24 protein-coding genes are annotated in these 24,632 nt (G+C 60.8%); 16 read left to right on the plus strand and 8 right to left on the minus strand.

Going from position 1 to position 24,632, the window contains the following annotated elements; all coding sequences use genetic code 11:
• Positions 1 to 27: 27 nt before the first annotated feature.
• Both ACE04I_RS00140 and ACE04I_RS00145 read right to left on the minus strand, forming a co-directional pair.
• Positions 28 to 1,134, minus strand: a complete 1,107-nt coding sequence (locus tag ACE04I_RS00140; RefSeq protein ID WP_046796109.1) for an AI-2E family transporter — start codon at positions 1,132 to 1,134, stop codon at positions 28 to 30.
• 72 nt (positions 1,135 to 1,206) lie between these two features.
• A complete protein-coding gene (locus ACE04I_RS00145) occupies positions 1,207 to 2,226 on the minus strand; it encodes a LacI family DNA-binding transcriptional regulator (RefSeq protein ID WP_487206270.1) in 1,020 nt (339 codons plus the stop codon).
• 487 nt (positions 2,227 to 2,713) lie between these two features.
• On the opposite strand from ACE04I_RS00145, the gene ACE04I_RS00150 reads away from it, so the two are divergent.
• The 11 genes from ACE04I_RS00150 (at position 2,714) to ACE04I_RS00200 (ending at position 13,596) form a co-directional block, all read left to right on the plus strand.
• Positions 2,714 to 3,883: an ABC transporter substrate-binding protein gene (locus tag ACE04I_RS00150; RefSeq protein WP_487206271.1), complete on the plus strand. Its 1,170-nt coding sequence runs from the start codon at positions 2,714 to 2,716 to the stop codon at positions 3,881 to 3,883.
• A gap of 373 nt (positions 3,884 to 4,256) precedes the next feature.
• Positions 4,257 to 5,396 carry an ABC transporter substrate-binding protein gene (locus ACE04I_RS00155; protein WP_487206423.1) on the plus strand — a complete coding sequence of 380 codons (1,140 nt, stop codon included), beginning with the start codon at positions 4,257 to 4,259 and terminating at the stop codon, positions 5,394 to 5,396.
• Between the two features lie 151 nt (positions 5,397 to 5,547).
• Positions 5,548 to 6,408: a branched-chain amino acid ABC transporter permease gene (locus ACE04I_RS00160; RefSeq protein WP_487206272.1), complete on the plus strand. Its 861-nt coding sequence runs from the start codon at positions 5,548 to 5,550 to the stop codon at positions 6,406 to 6,408.
• Between the two features lie 26 nt (positions 6,409 to 6,434).
• Complete coding sequence (locus tag ACE04I_RS00165; protein ID WP_487206424.1) at positions 6,435 to 7,445, plus strand: branched-chain amino acid ABC transporter permease; 1,011 nt, start codon at positions 6,435 to 6,437, stop codon at positions 7,443 to 7,445.
• Positions 7,442 to 8,191 (plus strand): ABC transporter ATP-binding protein, encoded by a 750-nt coding sequence (locus ACE04I_RS00170; RefSeq protein WP_487206273.1) that lies wholly within the window; start codon positions 7,442 to 7,444, stop codon positions 8,189 to 8,191. Before ACE04I_RS00165 ends, ACE04I_RS00170 begins: the two co-directional genes overlap by 4 nt.
• Positions 8,188 to 8,907 carry an ABC transporter ATP-binding protein gene (locus tag ACE04I_RS00175; protein WP_487206274.1) on the plus strand — a complete coding sequence of 240 codons (720 nt, stop codon included), beginning with the start codon at positions 8,188 to 8,190 and terminating at the stop codon, positions 8,905 to 8,907. Before ACE04I_RS00170 ends, ACE04I_RS00175 begins: the two co-directional genes overlap by 4 nt.
• Positions 8,908 to 9,010: 103 nt before the next feature.
• On the plus strand, positions 9,011 to 11,329 hold the full coding sequence (locus ACE04I_RS00180) for an FdhF/YdeP family oxidoreductase (RefSeq protein ID WP_487206275.1): 2,319 nt from the start codon (positions 9,011 to 9,013) through the stop codon (positions 11,327 to 11,329).
• Complete coding sequence (locus tag ACE04I_RS00185; protein ID WP_046796117.1) at positions 11,326 to 11,700, plus strand: GFA family protein; 375 nt, start codon at positions 11,326 to 11,328, stop codon at positions 11,698 to 11,700. The genes ACE04I_RS00180 and ACE04I_RS00185 overlap by 4 nt, the downstream gene beginning before the upstream one ends.
• 4 nt (positions 11,701 to 11,704) lie before the next feature.
• A complete protein-coding gene (locus tag ACE04I_RS00190; RefSeq protein WP_487206276.1) occupies positions 11,705 to 12,133 on the plus strand; it encodes an HD domain-containing protein in 429 nt (142 codons plus the stop codon).
• Positions 12,134 to 12,194: 61 nt separating this feature from the next.
• A complete protein-coding gene (locus tag ACE04I_RS00195; RefSeq protein WP_487206277.1) occupies positions 12,195 to 12,974 on the plus strand; it encodes an SDR family oxidoreductase in 780 nt (259 codons plus the stop codon).
• A 61-nt stretch (positions 12,975 to 13,035) separates the two neighbouring features.
• Positions 13,036 to 13,596 carry an isochorismatase family protein gene (locus tag ACE04I_RS00200; protein WP_487206278.1) on the plus strand — a complete coding sequence of 187 codons (561 nt, stop codon included), beginning with the start codon at positions 13,036 to 13,038 and terminating at the stop codon, positions 13,594 to 13,596.
• On the opposite strand, the gene ACE04I_RS00205 is transcribed toward ACE04I_RS00200, so the two are convergent.
• From ACE04I_RS00205 to ACE04I_RS00220, 4 genes are all read right to left on the minus strand, one after another.
• Positions 13,589 to 15,178: an ABC-F family ATP-binding cassette domain-containing protein gene (locus tag ACE04I_RS00205; protein ID WP_487206279.1), complete on the minus strand. Its 1,590-nt coding sequence runs from the start codon at positions 15,176 to 15,178 to the stop codon at positions 13,589 to 13,591. The genes ACE04I_RS00200 and ACE04I_RS00205 overlap by 8 nt on opposite strands.
• A 138-nt stretch (positions 15,179 to 15,316) precedes the next feature.
• Positions 15,317 to 16,549 carry a peptidase T gene (pepT, locus tag ACE04I_RS00210; RefSeq protein WP_487206280.1) on the minus strand — a complete coding sequence of 411 codons (1,233 nt, stop codon included), beginning with the start codon at positions 16,547 to 16,549 and terminating at the stop codon, positions 15,317 to 15,319.
• Positions 16,550 to 16,659: 110 nt separating this feature from the next.
• Entirely contained in the window at positions 16,660 to 17,286 is a 627-nt protein-coding gene (locus ACE04I_RS00215; protein ID WP_487206425.1) for a DUF1109 domain-containing protein, read from the minus strand.
• Between the two features lie 14 nt (positions 17,287 to 17,300).
• On the minus strand, positions 17,301 to 17,849 hold the full coding sequence (locus tag ACE04I_RS00220; protein ID WP_046796123.1) for a sigma-70 family RNA polymerase sigma factor: 549 nt from the start codon (positions 17,847 to 17,849) through the stop codon (positions 17,301 to 17,303).
• 455 nt (positions 17,850 to 18,304) lie between these two features.
• On the opposite strand from ACE04I_RS00220, the gene ACE04I_RS00225 reads away from it, so the two are divergent.
• The 4 genes from ACE04I_RS00225 (at position 18,305) to ACE04I_RS00240 (ending at position 22,234) form a co-directional block, all read left to right on the plus strand.
• A complete protein-coding gene (locus ACE04I_RS00225; RefSeq protein WP_487206281.1) occupies positions 18,305 to 18,760 on the plus strand; it encodes a MarR family winged helix-turn-helix transcriptional regulator in 456 nt (151 codons plus the stop codon).
• Entirely contained in the window at positions 18,747 to 20,459 is a 1,713-nt protein-coding gene (locus ACE04I_RS00230) for an efflux MFS transporter permease (protein WP_487206282.1), read from the plus strand. The genes ACE04I_RS00225 and ACE04I_RS00230 overlap by 14 nt, the downstream gene beginning before the upstream one ends.
• Positions 20,460 to 20,492: 33 nt before the next feature.
• On the plus strand, positions 20,493 to 21,563 hold the full coding sequence (locus tag ACE04I_RS00235) for an HlyD family secretion protein (protein ID WP_487206283.1): 1,071 nt from the start codon (positions 20,493 to 20,495) through the stop codon (positions 21,561 to 21,563).
• Positions 21,564 to 21,721: 158 nt separating this feature from the next.
• Positions 21,722 to 22,234 carry a ferritin-like domain-containing protein gene (locus ACE04I_RS00240; protein ID WP_487206284.1) on the plus strand — a complete coding sequence of 171 codons (513 nt, stop codon included), beginning with the start codon at positions 21,722 to 21,724 and terminating at the stop codon, positions 22,232 to 22,234.
• 105 nt (positions 22,235 to 22,339) lie between these two features.
• Here ACE04I_RS00240 and ACE04I_RS00245 read toward each other — a convergent pair whose 3' ends face one another.
• Both ACE04I_RS00245 and ACE04I_RS00250 read right to left on the minus strand, forming a co-directional pair.
• Complete coding sequence (locus ACE04I_RS00245) at positions 22,340 to 22,552, minus strand: hypothetical protein (protein ID WP_487206285.1); 213 nt, start codon at positions 22,550 to 22,552, stop codon at positions 22,340 to 22,342.
• Between the two features lie 10 nt (positions 22,553 to 22,562).
• A complete protein-coding gene (locus ACE04I_RS00250) occupies positions 22,563 to 22,745 on the minus strand; it encodes a hypothetical protein (protein ID WP_046796128.1) in 183 nt (60 codons plus the stop codon).
• 124 nt (positions 22,746 to 22,869) lie between these two features.
• On the opposite strand from ACE04I_RS00250, the gene ACE04I_RS00255 reads away from it, so the two are divergent.
• Complete coding sequence (locus ACE04I_RS00255; protein ID WP_487206286.1) at positions 22,870 to 24,570, plus strand: glycoside hydrolase family 13 protein; 1,701 nt, start codon at positions 22,870 to 22,872, stop codon at positions 24,568 to 24,570.
• Positions 24,571 to 24,632 lie beyond the last annotated feature (62 nt).

Here is a 24,632-nt window from a genome sequence, read left to right on the forward strand (position 1 = left end):
CCATGACGACGTTTCGTACCCGTCGAACTACCTTTTCAAGGCATGGTTCCTTGGCGATTTCGATTTGCGGGCGGCTGAGTTGCGAGCCGTTTCCTCCGGCTCCCGCTCTTCGATGAAGATGCCCCAGGCCGCGATGAAGAGCGCGGTGACGAGCGGCCCGATGACGAAGCCGTTGACGCCCAGCAGCGATATGCCTCCGATCGTCGAGATCAGCACGAGATAATCTGGAAGCCGGGTTTCCTTTCCGACCAGCGGAGGTCTCAGAAGGTTATCGACAAGGCCGATGACGAAGATGCCGACGAACACCAGAATGGCGGCCTTGATCCAGGAAACGGCCAAAGCGAGATAAAGCGCGGCGGGTATCCATACGAGTGCTGCTCCGACAGCCGGAAGCAGGGACAGGAAGGTCATCAGCACGCCCCATAGCAAGGCGGGCTCTATGCCGAGGGCCCAGAACGCAAGGCCGCCGATCATGCCCTGTATAACGGCGATGATGATATTGCCCCGGATCGTGGCGCGAATGACGGAGGTGAACCTCGAGGTGAACTGCCGCGTATGGGAGTCGCTCAAGGGAATGGCGCGCCGGATGGTGCGGGCGAGAAAACGGCCGTCGCGGAAAAAGAAGAAGAGCATGTAAAGCATCACGCCGAAGGTGACGAAGAACTGCAACGTGTTCTGGCCGACCGTTAGAACACGTCCGGCGAAGAAGCGCCCGCCCTGCATGAGGGCCGAGGAAAGCCGCTCCTGTAGCGCGGCGAAACCATCCACCTGCAGCGAACGAAGCCATTCGCGAACGAACAGGGGCAGGATTTCTTCCGCTTGCCTGAGGAGGTTGCCCAGATCGATCTCGCCGCTGCTGATGCGCTGATAAAGGCTATTTCCCTCCTGGATCAGCGAACTCAGGATCGCTAGCCCCGGAATGATGACGAGGCAGAGGCACATGAGCACGGAAAGCGCCGCAGCGGCATTTCGATGTCCGCCGAGGCGGTTTTCGATCCGAACATGGACCGGAAAGAAGATTATCGCCAGCACGATCGCCCAGAAAACTGCGGAGTAGAAGGGCAGGATGACGGCAATGAAGGCGATCGTCACCAGAACGAGGAGGACATAGAAGCTGATATGCTGCACGGACATTCCGATGCCTCCGATCGCGAACGCTCGGTTAACGGCATAATTCAGCAATGCGTTCCGGCAGCCCGGTGGAAGTCAGCTCCGAGGGGCCGCTGTGCTGCCGCGGATCTTCAACGTGGTGGGCAATACGACCGGATCCCGCCGGCCGCTCTCATTGCCTGCCAGTATCTTCAGAAGCAAGGCCATGGCCGTTCGACCGATCTCCGTGCGCGGCTGGCTTACGGTGGTCAGCGGCGGATAAAAGGCCTTGCTGAAATAAAGATCGTCGAAACCGACGACAGAGACATCCTCCGGCACTTCGTAGCCGAGCCGGCGCAGCTCGTGCACGGCGCCATAGGCCATCTCGTCATTGGCGACGAAGATGGCCGTGGGCGGTTCGGGCAGTGCGAGGAGCCCGCGGCAGCATTCTTGTCCGCTTCCTAGGAGGTAATCGCCGCGTACTTCGTAACCTTCTGGGATCGTCAGCCCAGCCTCGCGCATCGCCTGCCGGTAGCCTTCTCGGCGATGGATGCTCAGGATTTCGGGTACGGGGCCGGTGATATGCGCAATCCGCCTGTGACCGAGCGAGATGAGATGCTCGACCGCCTCGCGCGCGGCGGCGACATTATCGATCTGGACATGGGGAAAGCCGGATTCGCTGATGAGTTCGAGTGCAACGACCACCGGCAGGTCCGCCCGGAAGCGTATCGTCTCCTCGCTTGCGGATGGCAGCTTGCCGGTCATCAGGATCATGCCGTCGGCATGTCCGTCGCGCAGCATGTTGAAATATTCGGTTTCGCGGGTGGGATCGTTCTCCGTATTTCCCATCAATACCGCGTAGCCGGCCTCGCGCGCCGTGGCCTCCACCCCCTTCAGGATGTCCAGATAGAACGGGTTGCCGACATCCCGGACGACGAGGAGAACGGCCTTGGATTTACGGGTGCGGAGATTGCGGGCGCTGACATTCGGACGGTAATCCATCTGGCGCGCCAGTTCATGAATGCGCCTGCGGGTCTCCTCCGTCACCAGATCGCTATCGCTGAGCGCCCGGGAAACCGTGGCGACCGAGACGCCTGCCAGTTCCGCAATGTCCTTGATCTTCGGCCGATCGCCCATGTGAACCCCGCCTGTCAGGCGATGAATATCGAATGGGCAACGCCGCCCGATCACCGCATCATGTTCCGATCTAGCGGGATAGCCGATGTACGGAAAAAATGAAAATCGAATAGAGCAGGCAAGCGTTTCACCGAAAGATTTTGCAGGAAAAACTGCTGGCCGTTTCCGTAGGAGCGGCTCCGTATTGACACTTCTTGTATACAGGCCTTACCTTAAATTTCGGCTAGGAGGAGGGAGGCTGCGGTCATGCATGTACGTCTGACCGACGTCGACCTGGCCGTAAACTTAGAGGGGTGGCGGAGGCTTTTCGGAGAGTGCTGACTTGGATGTTCATGCTCCAGCGAGCTCCGAAAGCATACGGCATGTATACAGTTGCCAACAGCCTGCCGCCATAACCGCAGCGCTATCGCGAGATAGCATTGAATGAGTTCGGCGGAGGAGGCCGCCGGGCGTAGAAGGCGCCACTTAAGCTCAGGGAGGAGCAGAAATGGTAACGAGAAGAGGGTTGATGGCGGCGAGCATTGCGCTTGCCGGTTTCATGGCATTGCCGGCAGTGGCTCAGGAAACCGTCAAGATCGGCCTGATTCTGCCGATGACAGGCCCCTTCGCCTCGACGGGGCGACAGGTGGACGCCGGTGTCAAAGCCTATATGTCGCTGAAGGGCGACACGGTTGCGGGTAAGAAAATCGAAGTGGTGCTGCGTGACGATGCCGGCGTCGCGGACCAGACGCGGCGCATCGCGCAGGAACTCGTGGTCAATGAAGGCGTGAAGATGCTGATGGGTTTCGGACTGACGCCGCTTGCCATGTCCGTCTCGCCCGTCATCAATCAGGCCAAGATCCCCGCGATCATCACCTCGGCCACTACGTCGGCGATCATGCCGCAGTCCGAATACTACGTGCGGACAAGCATGGCCGGACCGCAATCGGCCGTGCCGGTCGCCACCTGGGCCGTTCAGAACGGCTTGAAACGCGTGGTGACGCTGGTTTCCGACTACGGCCCTGGGATCGATATCGAGAAAGGTTTCACCGAGCAGTTCAAGAAGGAAGGCGGGGAAGTCGTGGAGGCCGTGCGCGTGCCGCTCCAGAACCCGGATTTCGCGCCCTTCCTGCAGCGTGTGCGCGATTCCAAGCCGGACGCGGTCTTCGTTTTCGTGCCCTCGGGCGTCGGCTCGCTGTTCATGAAGCAGTTCGTCGATCGCGGTCTGGCGGAGGCCGGTATAAGGCTGATCGCTACAGGCGATGTGACCGACGATGACCTTCTGAACGGGATTGGTCCTGCGGCCAAAGGCGTCATCACCGGACATTTCTATTCGGCCAATCACGACAGCCCGGAAAACAAGGCATTTGTGGCGGAAGTCCGCAAGACCAACAACATGCGGCCCAACTTCATGTCGGTCGGCGGCTATGATGCCATGCATCTGGCTTATGCCGCCCTGGAGAAGACCGGCGGCGATACCGATGGCACAAAGCTGGTGGATGCCATGAAGGGCATGGAGTGGGTGAGCCCACGGGGACCGATCGCGATCGACCCGGCCACGCGCGATATCGTGCAGGACATCTATATGCGCGAGGTGAAGGAAGTGGATGGCGAGCTCTACAATGTCGAGTTCGCCACCTATCCCAAGATTCGGGACCCGAATGTCGCTGCCAAATGAGAGCTCCTTCGTATCGTCGAGCGGGGCCGAGAGTAGTTCGGGAAGGCCCGTCCATAAGCAAGCGGATCGATGGCCCGAATCCTCGTTATAGCGAGAACTTATAACCGTGGCAGGCGATATGATGAAACATCGAGACGCCTCGGAGCTAGGATGCGACAGCTTTGCAGGTGGGGTTACAGAGGAGCGATCGAGGAGGAATGCCGCCGACGAGCTTGCCTTACGGTGCGGTTCATAAGCGGGGTGAAATGAAGGGCTAGGCTGGCTGTGGCGCTTCTTATGAAGGGCAGCAGTCTTTTCGCCGTCGCAAGCCTATCAAAAACCTGGGAGGGAGGAATTCATGATGAGAGGAATGTTGCTCGGTGCCGCGAGCCTGATGATGGCGCTCATGGGTGCGCTGCCGGTAGCGGCGCAGGAGGTCGTGAAGATCGGCCTCATTCTGCCGATGACCGGCCCGTTCGCATCCACCGGCCGGCAGGTTTCCGCCGGGGCCAAGACCTTCATGGAAATGAAGGGCGACACCGTTTCCGGCAAGAAGGTCGAGCTGATCATCCGGGACGATGCCGGCGTCGCGGACCAGACACGCCGCATAGCGCAGGAGCTGGTCGTCAACGAAGGCGTGCAGGTGCTTGCCGGCGGCGGCCTGACGCCGCTCGCCATGGCGGTCGCCCCGGTCGCCACCCAGGCCAAGGTTCCCATGGTCGTCACGTCCGCCGGAACTGCGGCCATCACCAAGGCGTCGGAATTCATCACCCGCACTTCCGGCACTCTGCCGCAATATTCGCTTCCCGTCGGAACCTGGGCGGCTCAGAACGGCATCAAAAAGGTGGTGACGCTCGTCTCCGACTACGGCCCCGGCCTGGATGCCGAGAAGTGGTTCACCAAGGAATTCACCTCGAAAGGCGGTGAGGTCAGCGAAGCTGTCCGTGTGCCGCTCCAGAATCCCGATTTCGCGCCCTTCCTGCAGCGTGTGCGCGATGCCAAGCCGGATGCGGTCTTCGTCTTCCTGCCTTCCGGCGTCGGTTCGCTGTTCATGAAGCAGTTCGCCGATCGCGGCCTGGCCGAAGCCGGGATAAAGCTCATCGCCACCGGCGACGTCACCGATGACGATATCCTGAACAGCATGGGCAAGCCCGCTCTCGGCACGATCACCGGCCATTTCTATGCGACCGCGCACGACAGCCCGGAGAACAAGGCCTATGTCGAGGCTTTCGAGAAGGCCAATAACGGCATGCGACCGAATTTCATGTCCGTCGGCGGATATGACAGCATGGCGCTGATCTATGCCGCGCTTGAAAAGACCAAGGGTGACGCCAGCGGCCCTGGCTTCATGGAGGCCGTGAAAGGCCTCTCCTGGACGAGCCCGCGTGGCCCGGTCTCGATCGATCCGGAAACCCGCGACATCATCCAGAACATCTACATGCGCGAAGTGAAGGAAGTGGATGGCGAGCTGCACAATGTGGAGTTCGAGACCTTCGCCGCACTGAAGGATCCGGAAAAGGCCGAGGCCAAGTAGTCGCTGCGAGCAGCCGGGGACAAGGTCTCCTGATCCTCGGCTGGCTGAACTGTCCTGCTTCCTCGTGACCATGGGCCGAAGGAATGCGGGATGCGGTTGCCAATGAACGCAGGTCCGCCATGGAAGGCGGGCTGCCTCAGAAGAAGAGCCAATGCTGACAATATTGTTCGACGGTATCGCCTACGGAATGCTGCTGTTCATTCTGGCCTGCGGCCTGACCATCACGCTCGGTCTGATGAACTTCATCAATCTGGCCCATGGGGCGTTTGCCATGGCCGGAGGCTACATCACCGTCGTGATGATGAACCGTTACGGCATCTCGTTCTATTGGTGCCTGCCGGCGGCCTTCCTGCTGACCGCCGCTATCGGCGCGATCCTGGAGCGGACGCTCTACCGCTGGCTTTATCAGGCGAGCCACCTGGATCAGGTGCTGTTTTCCGTGGGCATCGTCTTCATGTCGGTTGCCGCCGCCGATTATTTTATGGGCGGGCAGCAGCAACTCATCAACCTGCCGCCTGAGCTTTCGGGGCGCATGGAAATTCTGGGTGTCGGGATCGGCCGCTATCGGCTTTTCACCATCGTCGTCTGCGCGGTGCTTGCAGTGCTGCTTCAACTCATTCTCTCAAGGACGCGCTTCGGAAGCCGTCTTCGCGCGGCTGTCGACGACCGGCGTGTCGCAATGGGGCTCGGCATCAACGTCTCCTTCGTGTTCGCGCTCACCTTCGCCTTCGGCTCCGGGCTTGCCGGTCTCGGGGGCGCCATGGGAGCTGAAATCCTCGGACTCGACCCGAATTTTCCGCTCAAATTCATGATCTACTTCCTGATCGTCGTATCGGTTGGCGGCACGTCGACCATTTCGGGCCCGTTCCTTGCGGCCATGCTACTCGGCATCGCCGACGTGGCGGGCAAATATTATGTGCCGGCCATCGGTCCATTCGTGATCTATGCATTGATGATCGTCATGCTGATCATCCGCCCGAACGGTCTCTTCGCGCGGGGAGCCGGACGATGAACGCCATCTCGCAGGATGTCACGGCAATGACCGATTCTTCCGCCGCAACTGCGGAAAGCCGCGCGGCGAAATTCATGAAGCGGCGCAACCGCATCAGATTTTACGAGATCCTGGTGTGGATTGCGGCTATCGCTGCGATCTTCGTGGCGCCGACGAAACTCCTGATCCTGACCGAGATTGCCATATTGGCCTTGTTTGCCGTCTCGCTCGATCTTGTGCTGGGCTTTGCCGGAATAGTCTCGCTCGGGCATGCCGCCTTCTTCGGGCTCGGAGCCTATATCGCCGGTCTGATGGCACTGCATTTCATCGCCGAGCCGGTGGTCGGCCTGATCGCGGCGGGGCTTGTGTCCGGAGTGCTCGGGTTCCTTACGAGCTTTCTCATCTTGCGCGGTTCCGACCTGACCCGGCTGATGACGACGCTCGGCATCGCGCTGATGATGGCGGAGGTCGCCAATCAAATGGCCTGGCTGACGGGCGGCGCGGACGGCCTGGGCGGCTTTACGGTCGGCCCGATCCTCGGCACCTTCGAGTTCGATCTCTTCGGCCGTAATGGCTATATCTACTGCCTCGTCGTCCTCTTTTTGGTTACCATGATCGCCAGGCGGCTGGCATTCTCACCCTTCGGCCTCTCCCTCAAGGCAATCAAGGGCAATCCGATGCGTGCCGGCTTGGTGGGGGTGCCGGCAAGAAGGCGCATCGTGGCCGTCTATAGCCTGGCTGCGGTCTTCGCCGGCATGGCGGGCGCGCTGCTTACCCAGACGACAAGTTTCGTCTCTCCGGATGTGCTTGCCTTCCACCGTTCCGCCGACCTCCTGATGGTGCTGGTCATCGGCGGCACCGGATATCTCTATGGCGGCATATTCGGGGCGATCATCTTCACGCTGCTGAAGGACTGGCTGTCGGTGGTCACCCCGCAATACTGGATGTTCTGGATCGGGCTCATTCTCGTGGCAATGGTGCTGACCGGCCGGGATCGGCTTGCCCGCTGGATCGAGTTCCTGCCCGACCGCTTTTCGAGGAAGGAGGCAGGCCGATGACCGGCATTGTTCTCGAAACCAAGGGCCTCAAGCGGCGTTTCGGGGCCTTTCTCGCCACCAACGACGTCAACTTGAAGGTGGAACGCGGCGCACGCCACGCGCTGATCGGGCCGAACGGCGCGGGCAAGACCACGCTCATCAACCTGCTCACCGGCGTTCTGCCGCCTTCCGAGGGAAAGGTCTTCCTGGAAGGCGAGGATATCACCTCGCTCGCCTCCTTCCGGCGGGTGAAGCGAGGGCTGACCCGCACCTTCCAGATCAACCAGCTTTTCACGGATTTCACGCCGCTGGAAACCGTGGCACTGGCGATTGCAGAGCGGGAAGGCACCGGCCATAACCTCTGGCGTTCCATAGCCGGCTACGGCGCGGTGGTGGACGAGGCGGCCGCCTTGCTTGATCGTTTCGGTCTCGCTTCGGTGATGGGTGAGAGGACAGCCATCCTGCCCTATGGCAAGCAGCGGCTTCTGGAAATCGCGCTTGCCTTTGCGTCGAAGCCGCGCGTGTTGCTTTTGGATGAGCCGGCGGCCGGGGTGCCGGAGGACGAGCGCCACGAAGTGCTCGCCATCGTCTCCGACCTACCCTCCGATGTGACCGTGGTTCTGATCGAACACGACATGGAGCTTGTCTTCTCCTTCGCCAGCCGCATTTCGGTACTGGTGGCCGGCGCGATCTTCACGGAAGGCACGGTCAGGGAAATCTCCGCCGATCCGCGCGTCAAGGCTGTCTATCTGGGGGAAAACGCATGAGCGAACCGGTGCTCGTTACGGAAAAGCTGGTCGCGGGTTATGGAGAGGCGAGCGTCCTTTCAGCTATCAGCCTCAGCCTTTCTCAAGGCAGGACCCTGGCGCTGCTCGGCCGCAACGGCACCGGCAAGACGACGCTTGTGGATACGCTTGCGGGACTGACTACATATCACTCAGGAACGATCCGGCTGATGGGTCGCGACATCACCAGACTTCAGGCCGACCGGCGCGCGGCGGCAGGCATCGGATGGGTGCCGCAGGAGCGGAACATCTTCAAATCCCTGACCGTGGAGGAAAACCTGACGGCGATCGCCCGTCCGGGTGCCTGGTCGGTGGAACGGGTCTATGCCATGTTCCCGCGGCTCAAGGAACGGCGCCGAAACCTCGGTAACCAGCTCTCCGGCGGCGAACAGCAGATGCTGGCGGTCGGCCGGGCGCTGATGGTCAACCCCAAGCTGCTGCTGCTGGACGAGCCGCTGGAGGGGCTTGCTCCCATCATCGTGGACGAATTGCTCGCTGCCATCCGGCGCATCGTCGAGGGGGAGGGCATCTCCGCCATCATCATCGAGCAGAAGGCACGCAAGGTGCTGCCGCTTTCGGACGAAGCCGTGATCCTGGACCGCGGGGCCATCGTCTACCAGGGCGCCAGCGCCGATCTTCTCGCCAATGAAACGGTGCTCAGCCAGCATCTGGGGGTGGAGAAAGGCATCCGGCACTAATCGACGGGGCTGCTGGATAAGCCAGGCCGGGAACCAAGTGGGGTCGCGGTGATTATTCCTTGAAATGCCCGGAAAGCTCCGGCCTTCGAGAGGAAAGTCCGCGATGGCCTCGCAGATCCATATCAGGCATTACCAGGGTCCCGCGGGCGGCTGGGGTTCCGTTCATTCGCTTCTGCGCAATGCGGTTCGCAGCAGGGCCCGTCTTTCGACCATCGATGCGCTCCTGCACCAGAACAAGCCGAAGGGTTTCGCATGCGTGAGCTGCGCCTGGGCAAAACCTGCGCATCCGCATCCGGCGGAATTCTGTGAGAACGGCGCCAAGGCGACCTTCTGGGAACTGACAACCAGACGCGCCACGCCGGAGTTTTTTGCCGCGCATACCGTTTCCGAACTGCAGAAATGGGACGATTACAGCCTGGAAGCTGCCGGGCGGCTGACGCATCCGATGCGCTACGACCACCTGCTCGACATCTATGAGCCTGTTTCCTGGGAAAGCGCCTTCGAGGAGATCGGCCGGGAGCTTAAAGGGCTCCGCGAAAGCGAGCCAAAGAAAGTCGTCTTCTACGCCTCCGGCCGGGCCTCGCTCGAAGCTTCCTACATGTATCAGCTTCTCGCCCGGCTCTATGGCAACAACAACCTGCCGGATAGTTCCAACATGTGTCACGAGACGACCTCGGTCGCACTTCCGGAGGTGATCGGCCAGCCGGTCGGCACGGTCAGGCTCGACGATTTCGAACATGCCGACGCCATCTTCTTCTTCGGGCAGAATACGGGTTCGAACAGCCCCCGCATGCTGCATCAGCTTCAGGAGGCGGCGCGGCGGGGCTGCACGATCGTAACTTTCAACCCGCTGAAGGAGCGTGGGCTGGAGCGCTTCACCAACCCGCAGAACCCGGTCGAGATGCTGACCGGTGGAGAGACCAGGATCAGTCATCGCTACTATCAGGTGAAGGCGGGTGGCGATATCGCAGCGGTGCTGGGGATGTGCAAATCGCTCTTCGAGCGCGAAGCGGCTTCGGGCGGCATACTCGACCATGCCTTCATTGCCGAGCATTGCCACGGGTTCGATGCGTTCAGGGCGTTCGTCGAGGAGCAGTCCTGGGGCGTGCTCGAAAAGGAGGCCGGCCTCACGCGCGACGAAATGGAAGAGGCGGCTGCTGCCTATGGCCGCGCCAATGCGGTGATGGCGGTCTACGGCATGGGGCTTACCCAGCACAGGCTCGGCGTGGACAGCGTTCAGATGCTGGTGAACCTGCTGCTTTTGCGAGGCAACATCGGCAAGCCCGGTGCCGGTATTTGCCCCGTTCGAGGCCATTCCAACGTGCAGGGGCAACGAACGGTCGGCATCGCCGAAAAGGCGAACCTGGTGCCGCTCGAGAGACTCGCCGAACTCTATGGCTTCGACCCGCTACGCGAGGACGGTATGACGACAGTGGATGTCTGCCGCGGCATTCTCGACGGCGAGGTGCGCGCCTTCATCGGTCTCGGGGGCAATTTTTTGCGGGCAGTACCCGATACAGGGCCGATGGAGGAAGCCTGGCCGCGAATGCGGCTTACCGTTCAGGTGGCGACAAAGCTCAACCGCGGCCACCTCTTCAATGGGGATGTGGCCTATCTGCTCCCCTGTCTTGGAAGATTGGAGCGAGACGAGCAGGCGACGGGCGCGCAGGTGGTGACGACGGAAGATTCGACCGCCTGCTTTCACGCTTCGAAAGGGCGCTATCAACCGGCAGCCAAGCATCTGCTTTCCGAGCCGAAGATCATCGCCGAGATCGCCAAGGCGGTGCTGCCGCCCAATCCGCTCGTGCCTTGGGACGAATGGGTCGCTGACTATGGAAAAGTGCGGGACGCCATCGAAGCCACCTGGCCCGAGACGTTTCAGGATTTCAACAGCCGCATGTGGACTCCCGGCGGTTTCGAGAAGCCTTTGCCCGCCCGCAAGCGTGAATGGAAAACCGAGACGGGCAAGGCAAATTTCAAGGTTCCGAAGGCGCTTTCTGCAAGCTTCGACAGCGGCACGCAACAGGATGTGCTGCGGCTCATCACGCTCAGGAGCAACGACCAGTTCAACACCACCGTCTATGGCTATCGCGACCGCTTCCGCGGCGTCGAAGGTACTCGCATGGTGATTTTCCTCAATCCGGCAGATATGGCGCGGTTCGGCATAGCAGAGGGCGCCGATGTGACGGTGCAAACGGTTTCCACCGACAACGTCACGCGCTCCATTTCCGGTCTTCGGGCGGTACCCTACGATGTGCCGCAGGGCTGCTGTGCGGCTTATTATCCGGAATGCAACGTGCTGGTTCCGCTCTGGCAGCATGCGGAAAAGAGCAAGGTGCCGGCTGCCAAATCGGTGCCGGTGCGGATCGCTGCCGGAGAAGGAAAGAATGGAGTAAACCTCGGGAGGTCACTTGTCTCATGATTATCCGGTCTGGAAGCTGTCTCTGCGGTAAGGTCAGATATGCCGTCAGGGATGCCCCGTTGAGGTTGGGCCTTTGCCATTGCGCCGATTGCAGGAAGGAAAGCGGATCGAGCTTCGTGACCTTCGGCATCTGGCCACGCCAGGCTTTCGAAAGCACGGGCGAGGTGAAGTATTTCCATGGACGCGGCTTCTGCCCCGAATGCGGCTCGCGCGTTTTCAACGCCGGCGGTGGCGACGAGGTGGAAATCCGTGTGGGTTCTCTGGACATGGCGCCGACGGATCTCGAGCCGACCTATGAAATATGGGTGAAGCGCCGCGAAAACTGGCTGCAGCCACTGCCGGTTCAGCAATTCGATGAAGACCGGACATGATGCCATGCCGTCAAACAGCCTGATCGAAAAAGCGATCGCCATCGCGACCGAAGCGCATGATGGCCAGTCGAGCAAGACCGGCGAGCCTTTCATCGAGCATGTGCGGCGTGTCGCCGAGAGCCTGGAAGGGGATGACGAAAAGCTCGTCGCCTGGCTCCACGATGTCGTGGAAAAAGGCTCCGGCTGGACACTCGACCGGCTGCGGCAGGAAGGTTTTCCGGAAAGGATCGTCGAAGCGGTCGATGCCATGAGCAAGCGCGACGGTGAGGATTATTTCGTCTTCGTGCGGCGTTCGATCGCCAACCCGCTGGCCCGGCCGGTGAAGCGGGCCGATCTGACCGACAACCTGTCGCAGACGCTGCGCATGGGCGGCGATGGCTCGAAATTCACCGAGGGCTTGCGCATTCTCAAGGAGAAATATCCGGAACCTTGAGCTTTTCCTGCCGTTCGTCTGACGAGGCATGACCCGTATTCAAGACAGGAAGGACCGCCCCATGGAACTTCGATCGCAAGTTGCCCTGGTAACGGGCGCAGGCTCCGGGATCGGCAAGGCAGCCGCCGTCAAGCTTGCCGCGGAAGGCGCGAAGGTGGGCGTGCTCGGGCGAACCAGAAGCGAGATCGAGAAGACCGCCGAGGAGATCAGGCGGGCAGGCGGCGAGGCCCTGGTGCTCGAGGCGGATGTTTCGGATGAAGCCGAGATGCGCGAGGCGTTCGATAGACTTGCGAGCGAGTTCGGACGGCTCGATATCGTCGTTGCCAATGCCGGCATCAACGGGGTGTGGGCACCGATTGACGATCTGAAGCCGGAAGAGTTCGACCAGACGATCGCGGTCAACCTGCGCGGCACCTATCTCACCTTTCATGCGGCTGTGCCGCATTTGAAGAAGCAGGGCGGCTCCGTGGTGGTCGTATCGTCGATCAACGGCAATCGCAGCTTCAACACGCCGGGCGCGACGGCCTATGTGGCGACCAAGGCGGCGCAGGTGGCGATCGTCCAGCAGCTCGCATTGGAACTCGGCAAGCATGGAATCCGCGTTAATGCCGTCTGTCCAGGCGCGATCGACACCAATATCGACGACAACACGACTTTGCGCGCCGAGAAGGAAACCGCCGTGCCGGTGCAGTTTCCGAAGGGTGATATCCCGATCACCGGCGGTAGGGCAGGGGAAAGCGAGGATGTGGCCGAGGTCATCCTGTTTCTCGCCTCGGAGCGTTCGAGGCATGTGACCGGCGCTCCGATCTTCGTCGATGGCGGGCAAGGCCTGCTCAGATAATTTCCATTCCGCCTGAAACGCTCTATCGTGGTGCATCGCCATCTTTCCGGAGCTTCCATCCATGTCATCCCGCCTGCCGCCCGAAACGGCCCCGCTCGTTGCGATCGATCTTCAGACCGGAATGTTCGACGGGCTGGCGGAGCCGCCGATCCATGATGCCGAGGGAATTGCGGCCCGTGTCCGCGTGATCATCGAATGGGCGAGAGGCAGTGGCCGCAAGGTCGCCTTCATCCGTCATGACGGACCGGAGGGTGACCCGCTGGCACCCGGCGCGTCCGGCTGGCCCGTTTGGCCGGCGCTCGGCCAGCGAGACGACGAGCCGACCTTTGGAAAAAGCGTGGGCGATGCGTTCAGCAATCCGGAATTCGCACGGTGGGTCGACGACCAGCAGACCAGCGAGGTTGTCCTCGTCGGCGCGCAGAGCGACTTCTGCGTGGCGGCGACGGTCAAGGGTGCCCATGCTCGCGGATTGAAGGTCACGGTTGTCTCGGACGCGCATAGCACCGTGGACCAGCCGGACGAGACAGCCGAAAGGATCATCGCACGCAAGAATGCCGAGTTCGAAGCCGTCGGTGTCAACCTGTTGTCTAAGCAGGGTTTAGTCGGTTCGCCGGCTAAGTAATCGCAGCGAGTTCGAAGCGTCGGGTGATGCCGATCGCCTCCAGAAACATCTCGTCATGGCTGACGACCATCAGCGCGCCATCATAGGCGCGCAATCCCGCTTCGACGGCCGCGATCGAATCGAGATCGAGATGATTGGTCGGCTCATCGAGAATCAGCAGGGAGGGGGGATGCGGGCCGCCGAGAACGCAGGCCAGACCCGCTCGCAGCATCTGCCCGCCGGAGAGGTTTCCGGTGATCTGCAGGGCGGCATCCGCCCGAAACATGAAGCGGGCCAGGGCCGCGCGACAGGCATTCTCGTCCGCATCCGGATTAAGCAGCCGGAAATTGTCGCGGATGGAAAGGGAGGGATCGAGCAGGCTGACGCGCTGATCGAGCATGGAAAACGGCACCATGATTCGCACCGAGCCTTCGCGGGGCTGCAGTGCTCCGGTGACGAGCGACAGCAGCGTCGTCTTGCCGGAACCGTTCGGTCCCGTGACGGCCAGCCGCTCCGGCCCGGTGATTTCCAGCGAAAGGCGGCGCAATACCGGCTGTTCCCGCGAGTAGCCGGCCGTCACACCCTCGATCCGCAGCACCGTCTTATTCGCCGGTAAGCCTGTCGAGGGCAGCTTGACGGAGAACGGCTGCAGAACCTCGATCTTCTCGCGCGCGGCAGCGGCGTCTTCCATGGCCAGTTCTTGCCGGCGCCCTGCAAGGCGGGCATGGTCGCCGCTGGTGTTTTCCGCCCGGCGTTTCAATCCTCCCGCAACGATGCGCGGCATGTCGCCCCTGGCCGCCTTCTTGCGTCCGATGCTGTCCCTGCGCGCCTTACGCTCGGCCCGCTCCTGCGCGCTACGGGCGACTTCCGCCACCCGCTTTTGCGTTTCCGCCAGATCGTGTTCGGCTGCGGCAAGCTCCAGAGCCTTGCGTTCGCGATAAGCGCTCCAGTTGCCGCCATAACGGGTCGCTCCCAGCGTCGTCAGCTCGATGATAGCGTCCATGGTTTCGAGCAGTTCACGGTCGTGGCTGACGACGATCGCGCCGCTGCGCCAGGCGGCAAGGAGATCGATCACCGCCTGCCTGCCGTCGCGATCGAGATTGTTGGTCGGCTCATCGAGTATCAGGAAGTCCGGTTCGGCAAAGATGGCGGCGGCAAGCGCAGCGCGGGTGCGTTGGCCGCCGGAAAGGGTGAGAAGCGGAGTGCGGATTTCCGCATCCAGACTGGTCCGCGTCAGTGCTGCAGCCACGCGCGCTTCCAGCGTCCAATCCGCCAAAGTCAGTTCCTCGGTCGTCGCCTCTCCCATCTCGGCGCGGCCAAGCAAGGCAAGCGAATCGCGTATGCCGAAGAGATCGGCAACCGTTTCCTCCGGCGAAACCTGAACGCTCTGATGCAGCACATGCAGGCGGCCGGAAACGGCAACCGTGCCGGATTGCGGCGTCTGATCGCCGGCAATCAGCTTCAGAAGCGTGGTCTTTCCGACGCCGTTGCGGCCGACAAGGCCGGCGCGCTCGGCGCCGAAGCTCAAGGAAAGATCTGTGAAAAGCGGCCAGCCGTCAGGCGTGGACCAGGAAAGATCGGAAAGCGTTATGGATGCGGGCATGGATCGGCAAGTTCCCAATGGCAAGGCGAAGCGGCTTTGCTGTCGGGGTGAAATCCATGATGCGTCACATCCTGTTGGAACTGCGGGTGAACCCTACTTATGGCGGCAACGTGCCGGCTTCAAGCCCGCGGGAGCGCTTCAGGCGCGCTCCGCCCAGACTTTCGCAAGTTCGACCAGCGTCTTGACGGCCTTTTCCATATCCTGCCTGCTCACCCATTCGAGCGGGGAATGGAAGGCATGGCCGCCGGCGAAGAGATTGGCCGCAGGCAGTCCCATGAAGGATAGCCGGGAGCCGTCCGTACCGCCGCGGATGCTGCCGCGCACTGGCTGCATGCCTGCGCGCCGGATTGCCTCGATCGCGTTCTCGACCACTTGGGGATGATGGTCGAGGACTGCTTTCATGTTGCGGTACTGTTCCTTCACGTTGAAGCTGAAGGAAGAGCCCGGATAGGCCGCCAACACCTCCTTCGTGATCCTCTCCAGCAAGGCCTCCTTCTCGGCAAGGCCCTGTTCGGTGAAATCTCGGATGATGAAGCTCAAGCTTGCCTTCTCCATCGAGCCGCTGAGGTCGGTCGGGTGAATGAAGCCTTCCCTGTCCTTGGTGGTTTCGGGAGCGATCTCCTTCGGCAGCCGGTCGATGATCGCGCCGGCGATCTTGATCGCGTTCTCCATCTTGCCAAAGGCGAAGCCCGGATGAATGGCGACGCCTTTGATGGAGATTTCCACGCCATCGGCGGAGAAGGTTTCGTCCTCGATCGTGCCGGCGGTTTCACCATCGACCGTATAGCCGAATTCGGCGCCGAGCTTGGCGAGGTCGACCTTGTCGACGCCGCGGCCGATCTCCTCGTCGGTGGTAAACAGAATGCGGATCGTGCCGTGCTCGATATCCGGGTTGTTCACGAGGAACTCGGCGGCCGCCACGATCTCGGCAATGCCCGCCTTGTCGTCGGCGCCGAGCAGGGTCGTTCCATCGGTCGTGACGATGTCGTTGCCGATCTGGTTCAAGAGTTCCGGGTGCTCGTCGACGCGGATCACCTGCTCCGGATCGACGGGCAAGCGAATGTCGCCGCCCTGATAGTTCTTCACGATTTGCGGCTTCACGCCGGTGCCGCTGAAATCCGGCGCGGTATCCATGTGCGAACAAAAGCAGATGACCGGCACCTGTTTGGTCGTATTGGAAGGAATGGTCGCGTAGACATAGCCATGCTCGTCGAGATGAGCATCCGAAAGGCCGATTGCCAGCAACTCCTCTACCAAGAGCCGGCCGAGCACCTTTTGTTTTTCGGTCGAGGGCTGCGTCTTCGACTTCGCATCGGATTGGGTATCGATGACGACATAACGAAGAAAACGGTCGAGAACGCTATCGGTCATTGTGAAATCCGGGACAAAGGACGAGAGCCCGAACTGTAGCGGGAAGAGACGGTTGCGTGAACGATAATCTTAATACCGCGAGCCTTCTTTGATCGTCGCTGACAGGAGCTTCACCAGCGGAGCAATCGCGGGCCGAGGAACGCGCCAATCAGGCCCGTCACCAATATCCCCAGCGAGTACCATATCAGCACGAAAGGCATGCCGTTCTCAGTGCAGAACCACGAATAGATCCAGGCGCCGGCAGCACCCGAGGCAATGCCGGCAATAAAGCCCGCGAGCCTGAGATCGGCCGGCGCGGCACCGCGAAGAACCCAAAAATTCCCGGCAAGCACCGGAACCGCGAATGCCAGGATCAGAAAAGGGCAATGCAGCGCCGACGATCCGAAAATAAGGGCCGGATAGATCTCCTCGGGAGAGGACAGGAGCTGCGTGGCGGCGATCACCGCCATTGTGGCCACTATGATTGCTGCGAGCTTGAAAAACCGTCCTTGCGATCCGTCAGGACGGGCAAGATGACGAGCCGCGGTGAAGGCGGCCAGCGCAAGCAGCGCATTGTAGGCGGATTTGATCCAGAAGACCGGCAGTGTCACCGCTTGGGCCATATCGACGCGAAGTCCCAGGATCGCCAGCATGAGGGCAAGCGAAATGGCCAGGGCGGGAAGAACGCCCAATACAAACCGGCGTTCTAGCGCGCGGCGCGGCGTCGGCCGCAAGTCGCGCACGAGAGCCTCGATCATGTCATCCGTCCGCTTCACGTATCGCCTCGCAATCTTTGTGAAAGAGCCTTGATGCCCCGGTGAATGCCGACCTTGATCGCCGATTCCGTCTGGCCGTAGCGATCGGCGGTGTCGGAGACCGACTGGCCTTCGAGCCTTACCTGGCGGATGAATTCCCGCTGCTTGGCCGGCAGGGTTTCGAGAAGCCGCTCCACATCCATCCGCGCCGTCAGGGCCTCCTCTCCGAAACCGTCTTCGATATCTTCGGCGAGTTCAATTTCCGCTGCGGCCCGACCACCGTGCCCGCGATGGTGATCGATCAGCTTGTAACGGGCGATCGCAAAGAACCAGGCTGTGAAAGGCCGCTCCCGGTCATAGGTCGCCTTTCGGGAATGCAGTGCCAGCAATGTCTCCTGGACCAGGTCTTCCATATCCGCTCTGGTTCCGCCTCCCATCCTGCGGCCGTAATAGGTTATGAGCAGGGTGCGCAGGGAATGAAGCAAACGCCGATACGCCCCCTCATCCCCGTCGAGGGAGAGAAGCATGAGCTGCTTCAAACTTTGTTCCGAATTTGCGTTTGTCATGCCGTTTCATCGGACATTCGTGGAAAGAAGCGGATCGGTTACACGAGCCGGCAAAAATCATTCCCCTGCAATCGATATCACATAGGCGCGAAACTGTAACGGGATTCCAATGACAGCGAAGGGATGGCGGTGAACCTTCGGTATCCGGGCGTTGGGCAAGGCCGACTGCATGCACAAGGCCGATATGGAAAAGGACAGCATGAAGAAAGCCGAAATGGCGAAGGCTGCGATACCATGAACTGATGCAGCTACGGCCGTGGGATATCGGTTCCGCGGCCGCTTTCTTCGTTGATCGCACAAGGGCCCGGTTCGCTGCCGGTGTAGGCGCGATCAGCCGTCCGCATCCGCAATCCTCCTGCACAATCGAAAATTCTCGTCTCGACCCTTGCATGCAGAAACTTAGTGTACTAATTAATCTGATAGATGAAACTTAGCGCACTAACATTATGCCTACGATGAAACGCGACACCCTCTCTTCCGAATTTCTGGAATCGATCAACAAGGCGAGCCGCAAGATCCACACGGCCTTCAACCAGCAGGTGACGGCGCATGGATTGACCTATCCGCGCGCCCGCGTCCTCTTTCGGCTTGCCAAGAAGCAGGGCATGACCCAGAGCGAACTTGCCTGCGAGATGGAGCTCGAGCAGGCCACCATGGTTCGGCTTCTCGACCGCATGGAGGAAAACGGCGTTATCGAACGGCGTCCGGATGCCAATGATCGGCGCGTGAAGCTCATCGTTCTCACTCCTCATGGAGAGGAGCAGGCGGCACTCGTGAAATCGATCGCCGACCGGATGCGCATGCGGATCTTCGCCGATATCGACGAGGAGGACCTGCGCGCCTCCATCGCGCTTATCGAAACCATTGCAGCCAACATCGCCGATCTGGAGATTGTCGATGTCTCTGCGTGAAGCCTCCCAAGCAACGGATGAACAGGATGATGATGAACGGCGGGCTGAGCCCGCCGAAGCGGTTTCTGCGGCTCCCGAGCCTCCCAAGCCCGCTGCGCCTGCCACACCGCCCGCCTTCGCGCCGAAGCCTCCATTGTTGACCGCCGCCTATATTCTGGCCGGCGCGCTGATCACTCTCACACAGGGTCTCGGCCTGAGCTTCCTCTCCACGAACCTGCAGCAGATCGCCGGTCCCATGGAGCTGACGCAGGTGGAGGCGACCTGGCTGATGGCCGTTTACCTCTTTCCGAACGCCAGCCTCACTTTGCTGCTTTTCAAGGTGAGGGCCCAATATGGGCTGAGGAACTTCGCGGAAGTGGCGATCGTCGTCTATCTCCTCGTCTGCCTCGCCCATCTCTGGGTCAACGACTATCACAGCGCGCTCGTGCTGCGTTTCTTCGCAGGCGTTGCGGCAGCGCCGATGACCTCTCTCGGCTTTCTTTACATCCTGGAGCCCCTGCCGCCTGCAAGGAAGATGAACATAGGCATCTGCATTGCGCTTACGGCCTCGGCGCTTGCAACACCGGTTACAGGCCTCATCTCGCCTGCCCTGATGGATATCGGCGATTACCATGCGCTCTACCGGGTAGAGATGGGGCTTGCGATGATTTCGCTCGGTCTCGTCTATCTTCTGCCGCTCAATTCGCCGCCGAGGGCCAAGGTCATCAGCACGCTCGACGTGGTGAGCTACATCTTCCTTGCGGTCGGGCTCGGCTCCTTCGCCATGGCGCTCACGGTGGGGCGGACCTACTGGTGGCTCGAGGCGGACTGGCTTGCCTGGCTGATCGTCATCGGGATCGCGGCCTCGGCGATCTTCGCGGCCATCGAGCTCAACCGCAAGAACCATCTCGTCGACATCCGGTGGCTGACCTCGCGCGAAATCCTGCATTTCACCGGCGTCCTGATGGTCTTCCGCATAGCGCTGTCGGAGCAGTCGAGCGGCGCGGTCAACTTCCTGCGCAATGTCGGAATGCTGAACGAGCAGATGGCCGGTCTCTACTGGGTCATGCTGATCGCGGCTCTCGTTGCAGGCATGATATGCGCCGCCTTGATGAAACCTGGTCGGGAATCGCTGATCCACGCCGTGTCACTGATCCTGATCGCCGTCGGCAGCTATATGGACAGCCGCTCGACCATTCTTACCCGGCCGGAGCAGATGTATCTGAGCCAGGCGCTGGTGACCTTCGCGAGCGGTCTCTTCCTGCCGCCGGCGCTTGCCGTGGGCATGGGGGCGGCGCTGAAGCGGGGACCGAACTACATCCTCTCCTTCCTCGTGGTCTTCCTTGCCACGCAGAAGGTCGGAGGTTACCTAGGCAGCGCTCTTTACGGCACTTTCGTACAATGGCGGGAGCAGTTCCATTCCTTCCGGCTGGTCGCGCGGCTTGCCTCCACCGATCCGCTCGTCGCCGCCCGGCTGAAGCAGCTCGGCGGGGCCTATGGAAAGGTCCTGGCAGATCCGGGTCAGCAGACGCTGCAGGGCGCCGCTTCTTTTTCCCGACAGGTATCGCAGCAAGCCTATGCGCTCGCCTACAACGACTCGTTCCTTCTGACCTTCTATCTCGCGCTTTTCGCGCTTGCCTGCTTGGTCATCCATGTCGGCTGGCGCAATCGCGAACGATTGCGGATCGGCTGGAGCCGTCCAGCGCCGACCGCCGCCTGAAACAACAATCCGCAAGAACAAGAAGAAACTGCCATGACCAAGATATTTCGCTCCATAGCCACTTATATCGCTCTCTTCATCGGCGCAGCCGGCATTCTCGTGGTCCTCTATGCCTGGAACCTGCCGCCCTTCCACGGGTCCGTGGAAATGACCAACGACGCCTATGTGCGCGGCCAGGTGACGCTTCTCAGTCCCCAGCTCGCCGGCTATCTGGTCGAGGTTCCCGTCCAGGACTATCAGAAGGTGAAAAAAGGCGATCTCGTCGCCAGGATCGATGACCGCATCTATGCCCAGAAGCTGGAGCAGGCGAAGGCCACGCTCGCGGCCGCGGAAGCGGCGCTTGCCAATTCCGAGCAGAGCCGCAAGTCGGCCGAAGCCAAGATCGCGTCCGCCAGGGCAGCGGTCGAGAGCGCCAAGGCTGCCTTCGAGGCGGCCAGAACTGCCTATGCGCGCACCCAGAACCTGCTGGAAAAGAACATTGCCAGCCAAAGCGAATGGGAGAAGAACCGCGCAGCCTTCGACCAGGCTCAGGCAGCCGTCCATCAGGCTGAGGCCGCCGAGCTCGTCGCGCAACAGGACCTCAACACCATCGTCGTCAGCCGGCGCTCGCTCGAAGCCAATGTCGAGGGCGCTCAGGCGGCCGTAAGGTTGGCCGAGATCGACCTCCAGAATACGCGCATCGTCGCTCCTCAGGACGGCACGCTGGGCGAGGTGACCGGGCGGCTTGGGCAATATGTCTCCGTCGGCACTCAGATCGGATCGGTGGTGCCAGATCGTGTCTGGGTGGTGGCGAATTTCAAGGAAACCCAGCTCGATGGCATGAAGCCTGGGCAGCAGGTGAGCTTCACCGTCGATGCGCTCGGGCATCAGGCCTTCATCGGCCGCATCGAGCGCTTCGCGCCGGCCACGGGTTCGGAATTCTCCGTCATCAAGGCGGACAACGCGACCGGCAATTTCACCAAGGTTGCCCAGCGCATTCCTGTCCGGATCGCCATAGAGCCGCAGCAGCCTTTCACCGACAGGCTCGTCCCTGGCATGTCGGTGGTCGCAAGCGTGGACCTCGCGCAGGGCGATGCGGCTGCGGCTCGAACGGCCGCCAACTGACCGTTGCCGCCAACGGTCAGTGAAATATCCGGACGGAGAGCGCCCCGCGCCTGTTCAGCTTTTCGGCGCGGGGCGTTTGCTGTTCGGCTTCAAGCTTCCCGGCTGGAACAAAGAGGATGGCGTGCGGTTAGAGGATACCAACAAGGGAGAACCGCAAAATGGCCGAGACCGAAACCCGTTCGATTTTCGTTACCGGGCTAAAGAACGCTCATGCAATGGAAAATCAGGCGCTTTCCATCATGAAGCCGCAGGTGAAGCGGATTGAGAACTATCCGGAAGTCGCGAGGAAGCTCGAACAACATATCCGCGAAACAGAAGGACAGATCACCAGACTGGAGGAAGTACTGGACAGCCTTTCCGAAGACAGGTCCATGCTGAAGGATGTGGCGCTTTCCTTCACCGGCTCGATGGCCGCTATGGGGCATTCGATTGCCGGCGATGAGATACTGAAGAACTCCTTCGCCAGTTTCGCTTTCGAGAACTACGAGATCGCGGCTTACAAATCGCTGATCACCATCGCCGATCTCGGCGGCTTTCCCGGTCATGTCGCAGCGCTGAAGGCCAATCTGGACGAAGAAATGGCAATGGCGAAATGGCTCGACGAGAACCTTCGTTCCGTCACCGTCAAGTTCGCCTCGCTCAAGGAAGCCGGAGAAACGGCCAAGGTTTGACCCGGCCTGTTCGCTTACCGCGCATTAAATCGCCCTCTCCGCATCAGCGGGGAGGGCGTCTGAATTTTAAGTGCAGCTGAGGCGCGTTCTTTAGTCTTGAGATGCTCAGTGGGCCGGGCGCGTGCCGCCGCCCTTCTTTTCGGCATCATGCGTATGATGGCTGTCGCGTTCGCCGCCGCCGCCGGAGACCCGGCTCTGCGAACGACGATCGGAATCGGCCGGCGGTTTCTTGACCTTCAGGGGTTCCTTGGCGTTTTCATGGGAAGCGCCCGGTCCGCCCTGGCGGATACTGGCCGGCGTCTTTTCGGATGTCGACATTAAAACCTCCTCAGCGGTCCTGCTGATAACCCTGATGGGTGGTGTTGATCTTGGTGTTGCCCTGCTGGCCCTGCTTGGCGGGATCGTTTGCCGCATGCGATTTGCCCTGCCGTTCGTCTGTCGCATGGCTCTGTTCGCCGGAGCCCTTGTGACTCAGGTTTTCAGGGGGAGTTGGAGGGAGTCGGCTGCTCATGCTGGACCTCCTTTAGCGGTTATGGTTCTCGCAGACCTAACCGGCACAGACCGCCAATGTTCCGCGATCCAGGAACTCCCGCAGCCGTTGGACGTTCGAGCCAGAGAGTTGAGGGAGGCTTCCGATGGACCAATTCAGCGAACAGCCCGCAACCCACGTGATAGAGCAAGGGTTTTCGATAGAGCGTAAATGGTGGCACACCTCGACCGTCTACCAGATTTATCCCCGCAGTTTCGTCGACAGCAACGGCGACGGCATCGGAGACATCCCTGGCATCGCGTCGAAGCTCGACTACCTGAAGGCGCTCGGGGTCGGCGTGATTTGGCTATCACCGATCTACGCCTCGCCGATGGACGACAATGGCTACGATATCTCCGATTACCAGGATATCGCCCCGGAATTCGGCACGCTTGCCGATTTCGATCACCTCGTTGCGGAGGCGAGACGCCGCGATATCGGCGTCCTGCTCGACCTCGTGGTCAATCATACCTCGGACGAGCATCCATGGTTTATCGAGGCACGAAAATCGATCGATAATCCCTATCGCGATTTCTATATCTGGCGGCGGCCAGGGGCGGACGGCGGATTTCCGAACCGCCTGAAGTCATCCTTCGGTGGCCCGGCCTGGACGCTCGATCCGGAAACGGGCGAATACTATCTGCATCTGTTCTCTCGCCGCCAGCCGGATCTTAATTGGGAAAACCCAAAGGTTCGTGCCGAGATCTACAAGATGATGAATTGGTGGCTTGAGCGCGGTATCGCCGGCTTCCGCATGGACGTCATCGATTACATCGGGAAAAAGGTCGATCAGGAGATCGTCAAGGACGGCCCGCACCTGCACGATTATCTGCAGGAAATGCACCGCGAAACCTTCGGCAGCCGGAACGTGCTCACCGTCGGGGAAACCTGGAGCGCAACGCCGGGCTCGGCGCTCCTCTATTCCGGCAAGGACCGCCGGGAACTTTCGATGATCTTCCAGTTTGAGCACGTCACCCAGCAATGGGACGAGAAGTTCGGCAAATGGCGCCCGAAGCCCTTCGATCTGGTGCGGCTCAAATCCGTGCTCAGCAAATGGCAATACGCGCTTTCCGAGGACGGCTGGAACTCGCTGTTCTGGGGTAATCACGACCTGCCGCGCGCCGTCTCCAAATATGGCAACGTCACCGGTTATCACATGGAATCAGCCAAGATGCTGGCCACCGTGCTGCACCTGATGAAAGGCACGCCCTTCATCTATCAGGGGGAGGAGATCGGCATGACCAACGTGCCCTTCACCAAGATCGAGCAGTACCGGGATATCGAGACGCTGAACATGCACCGGCTGCATGTCGAGGCGGGCTACTCGCCGGAAGACTTCCTCCGGGGCGCCAATGAGAACGGCCGCGACAATGCCCGCACGCCCATGCAATGGAGCGCTGCTCCGCATGGTGGGTTCACGACCGGTGTCCCGTGGATCGAGGTCAACGCCAACTATCCGAAGATCAATGCCGAAAGCGCGATGACGGACGAAAACTCGGTCTGGAATCATTATCGCAAACTGATCGAGCTGCGTAAGAAACATCCGGTCATCGTCTATGGCCTCTACCAGTCGTGGCTGGATCAGCATCCGGACATATTCGTCTATTCCCGCACTTTGAAAGGGGATCGGCTGGTCGTGGTGGCCAATTTCACGCCGCGGCCGATATCGTTGACCATTCCTGACGAACTGCAGGTTTGCGGCGAGTGCCTGATCAGCAATTACTCGCCCGTGAAGGAGCTCTGTGAAGGTGTCGAGTTGAGGGCTTACGAGGCCTTCGTGATCCTGTGTAAGGCGCCAGCGAAATAGACTGGAACTTCGAGCGCTGCTGGATGTTCGTTAGCCGTTTTCGCTCCCACTACCGGAACTGC

This window comes from Rhizobium moroccans, assembly GCF_057559155.1.

What these genes read in the sequence shown, in the direction of transcription:
- ACE04I_RS00235 (WP_487206283.1), top strand. Translation starts at nt 20,493, where the DNA reads ATGACCAAGATATTTCGCTCCATAGCCACTTATATCGCTCTCTTCATC.
- ACE04I_RS00250 (WP_046796128.1), bottom strand. Translation starts at nt 22,745, where the DNA reads ATGAGCAGCCGACTCCCTCCAACTCCCCCTGAAAACCTGAGTCACAAG.
- ACE04I_RS00185 (WP_046796117.1), top strand. Translation starts at nt 11,326, where the DNA reads ATGATTATCCGGTCTGGAAGCTGTCTCTGCGGTAAGGTCAGATATGCC.
- ACE04I_RS00195 (WP_487206277.1), top strand. Translation starts at nt 12,195, where the DNA reads ATGGAACTTCGATCGCAAGTTGCCCTGGTAACGGGCGCAGGCTCCGGG.
- ACE04I_RS00175 (WP_487206274.1), top strand. Translation starts at nt 8,188, where the DNA reads ATGAGCGAACCGGTGCTCGTTACGGAAAAGCTGGTCGCGGGTTATGGA.
- ACE04I_RS00255 (WP_487206286.1), top strand. Translation starts at nt 22,870, where the DNA reads ATGGACCAATTCAGCGAACAGCCCGCAACCCACGTGATAGAGCAAGGG.
- ACE04I_RS00160 (WP_487206272.1), top strand. Translation starts at nt 5,548, where the DNA reads ATGCTGACAATATTGTTCGACGGTATCGCCTACGGAATGCTGCTGTTC.
- ACE04I_RS00225 (WP_487206281.1), top strand. Translation starts at nt 18,305, where the DNA reads ATGAAACGCGACACCCTCTCTTCCGAATTTCTGGAATCGATCAACAAG.
- ACE04I_RS00145 (WP_487206270.1), bottom strand. Translation starts at nt 2,226, where the DNA reads ATGGGCGATCGGCCGAAGATCAAGGACATTGCGGAACTGGCAGGCGTC.
- ACE04I_RS00220 (WP_046796123.1), bottom strand. Translation starts at nt 17,849, where the DNA reads ATGACAAACGCAAATTCGGAACAAAGTTTGAAGCAGCTCATGCTTCTC.
- ACE04I_RS00170 (WP_487206273.1), top strand. Translation starts at nt 7,442, where the DNA reads ATGACCGGCATTGTTCTCGAAACCAAGGGCCTCAAGCGGCGTTTCGGG.
- ACE04I_RS00245 (WP_487206285.1), bottom strand. Translation starts at nt 22,552, where the DNA reads ATGTCGACATCCGAAAAGACGCCGGCCAGTATCCGCCAGGGCGGACCG.
- ACE04I_RS00230 (WP_487206282.1), top strand. Translation starts at nt 18,747, where the DNA reads ATGTCTCTGCGTGAAGCCTCCCAAGCAACGGATGAACAGGATGATGAT.
- ACE04I_RS00140 (WP_046796109.1), bottom strand. Translation starts at nt 1,134, where the DNA reads ATGTCCGTGCAGCATATCAGCTTCTATGTCCTCCTCGTTCTGGTGACG.
- ACE04I_RS00240 (WP_487206284.1), top strand. Translation starts at nt 21,722, where the DNA reads ATGGCCGAGACCGAAACCCGTTCGATTTTCGTTACCGGGCTAAAGAAC.
- ACE04I_RS00190 (WP_487206276.1), top strand. Translation starts at nt 11,705, where the DNA reads ATGCCGTCAAACAGCCTGATCGAAAAAGCGATCGCCATCGCGACCGAA.
- ACE04I_RS00155 (WP_487206423.1), top strand. Translation starts at nt 4,257, where the DNA reads ATGATGGCGCTCATGGGTGCGCTGCCGGTAGCGGCGCAGGAGGTCGTG.
- pepT (WP_487206280.1), bottom strand. Translation starts at nt 16,549, where the DNA reads ATGACCGATAGCGTTCTCGACCGTTTTCTTCGTTATGTCGTCATCGAT.
- ACE04I_RS00215 (WP_487206425.1), bottom strand. Translation starts at nt 17,286, where the DNA reads ATGATCGAGGCTCTCGTGCGCGACTTGCGGCCGACGCCGCGCCGCGCG.
- ACE04I_RS00150 (WP_487206271.1), top strand. Translation starts at nt 2,714, where the DNA reads ATGGTAACGAGAAGAGGGTTGATGGCGGCGAGCATTGCGCTTGCCGGT.
- ACE04I_RS00200 (WP_487206278.1), top strand. Translation starts at nt 13,036, where the DNA reads ATGTCATCCCGCCTGCCGCCCGAAACGGCCCCGCTCGTTGCGATCGAT.
- ACE04I_RS00180 (WP_487206275.1), top strand. Translation starts at nt 9,011, where the DNA reads ATGGCCTCGCAGATCCATATCAGGCATTACCAGGGTCCCGCGGGCGGC.
- ACE04I_RS00165 (WP_487206424.1), top strand. Translation starts at nt 6,435, where the DNA reads ATGACCGATTCTTCCGCCGCAACTGCGGAAAGCCGCGCGGCGAAATTC.
- ACE04I_RS00205 (WP_487206279.1), bottom strand. Translation starts at nt 15,178, where the DNA reads ATGCCCGCATCCATAACGCTTTCCGATCTTTCCTGGTCCACGCCTGAC.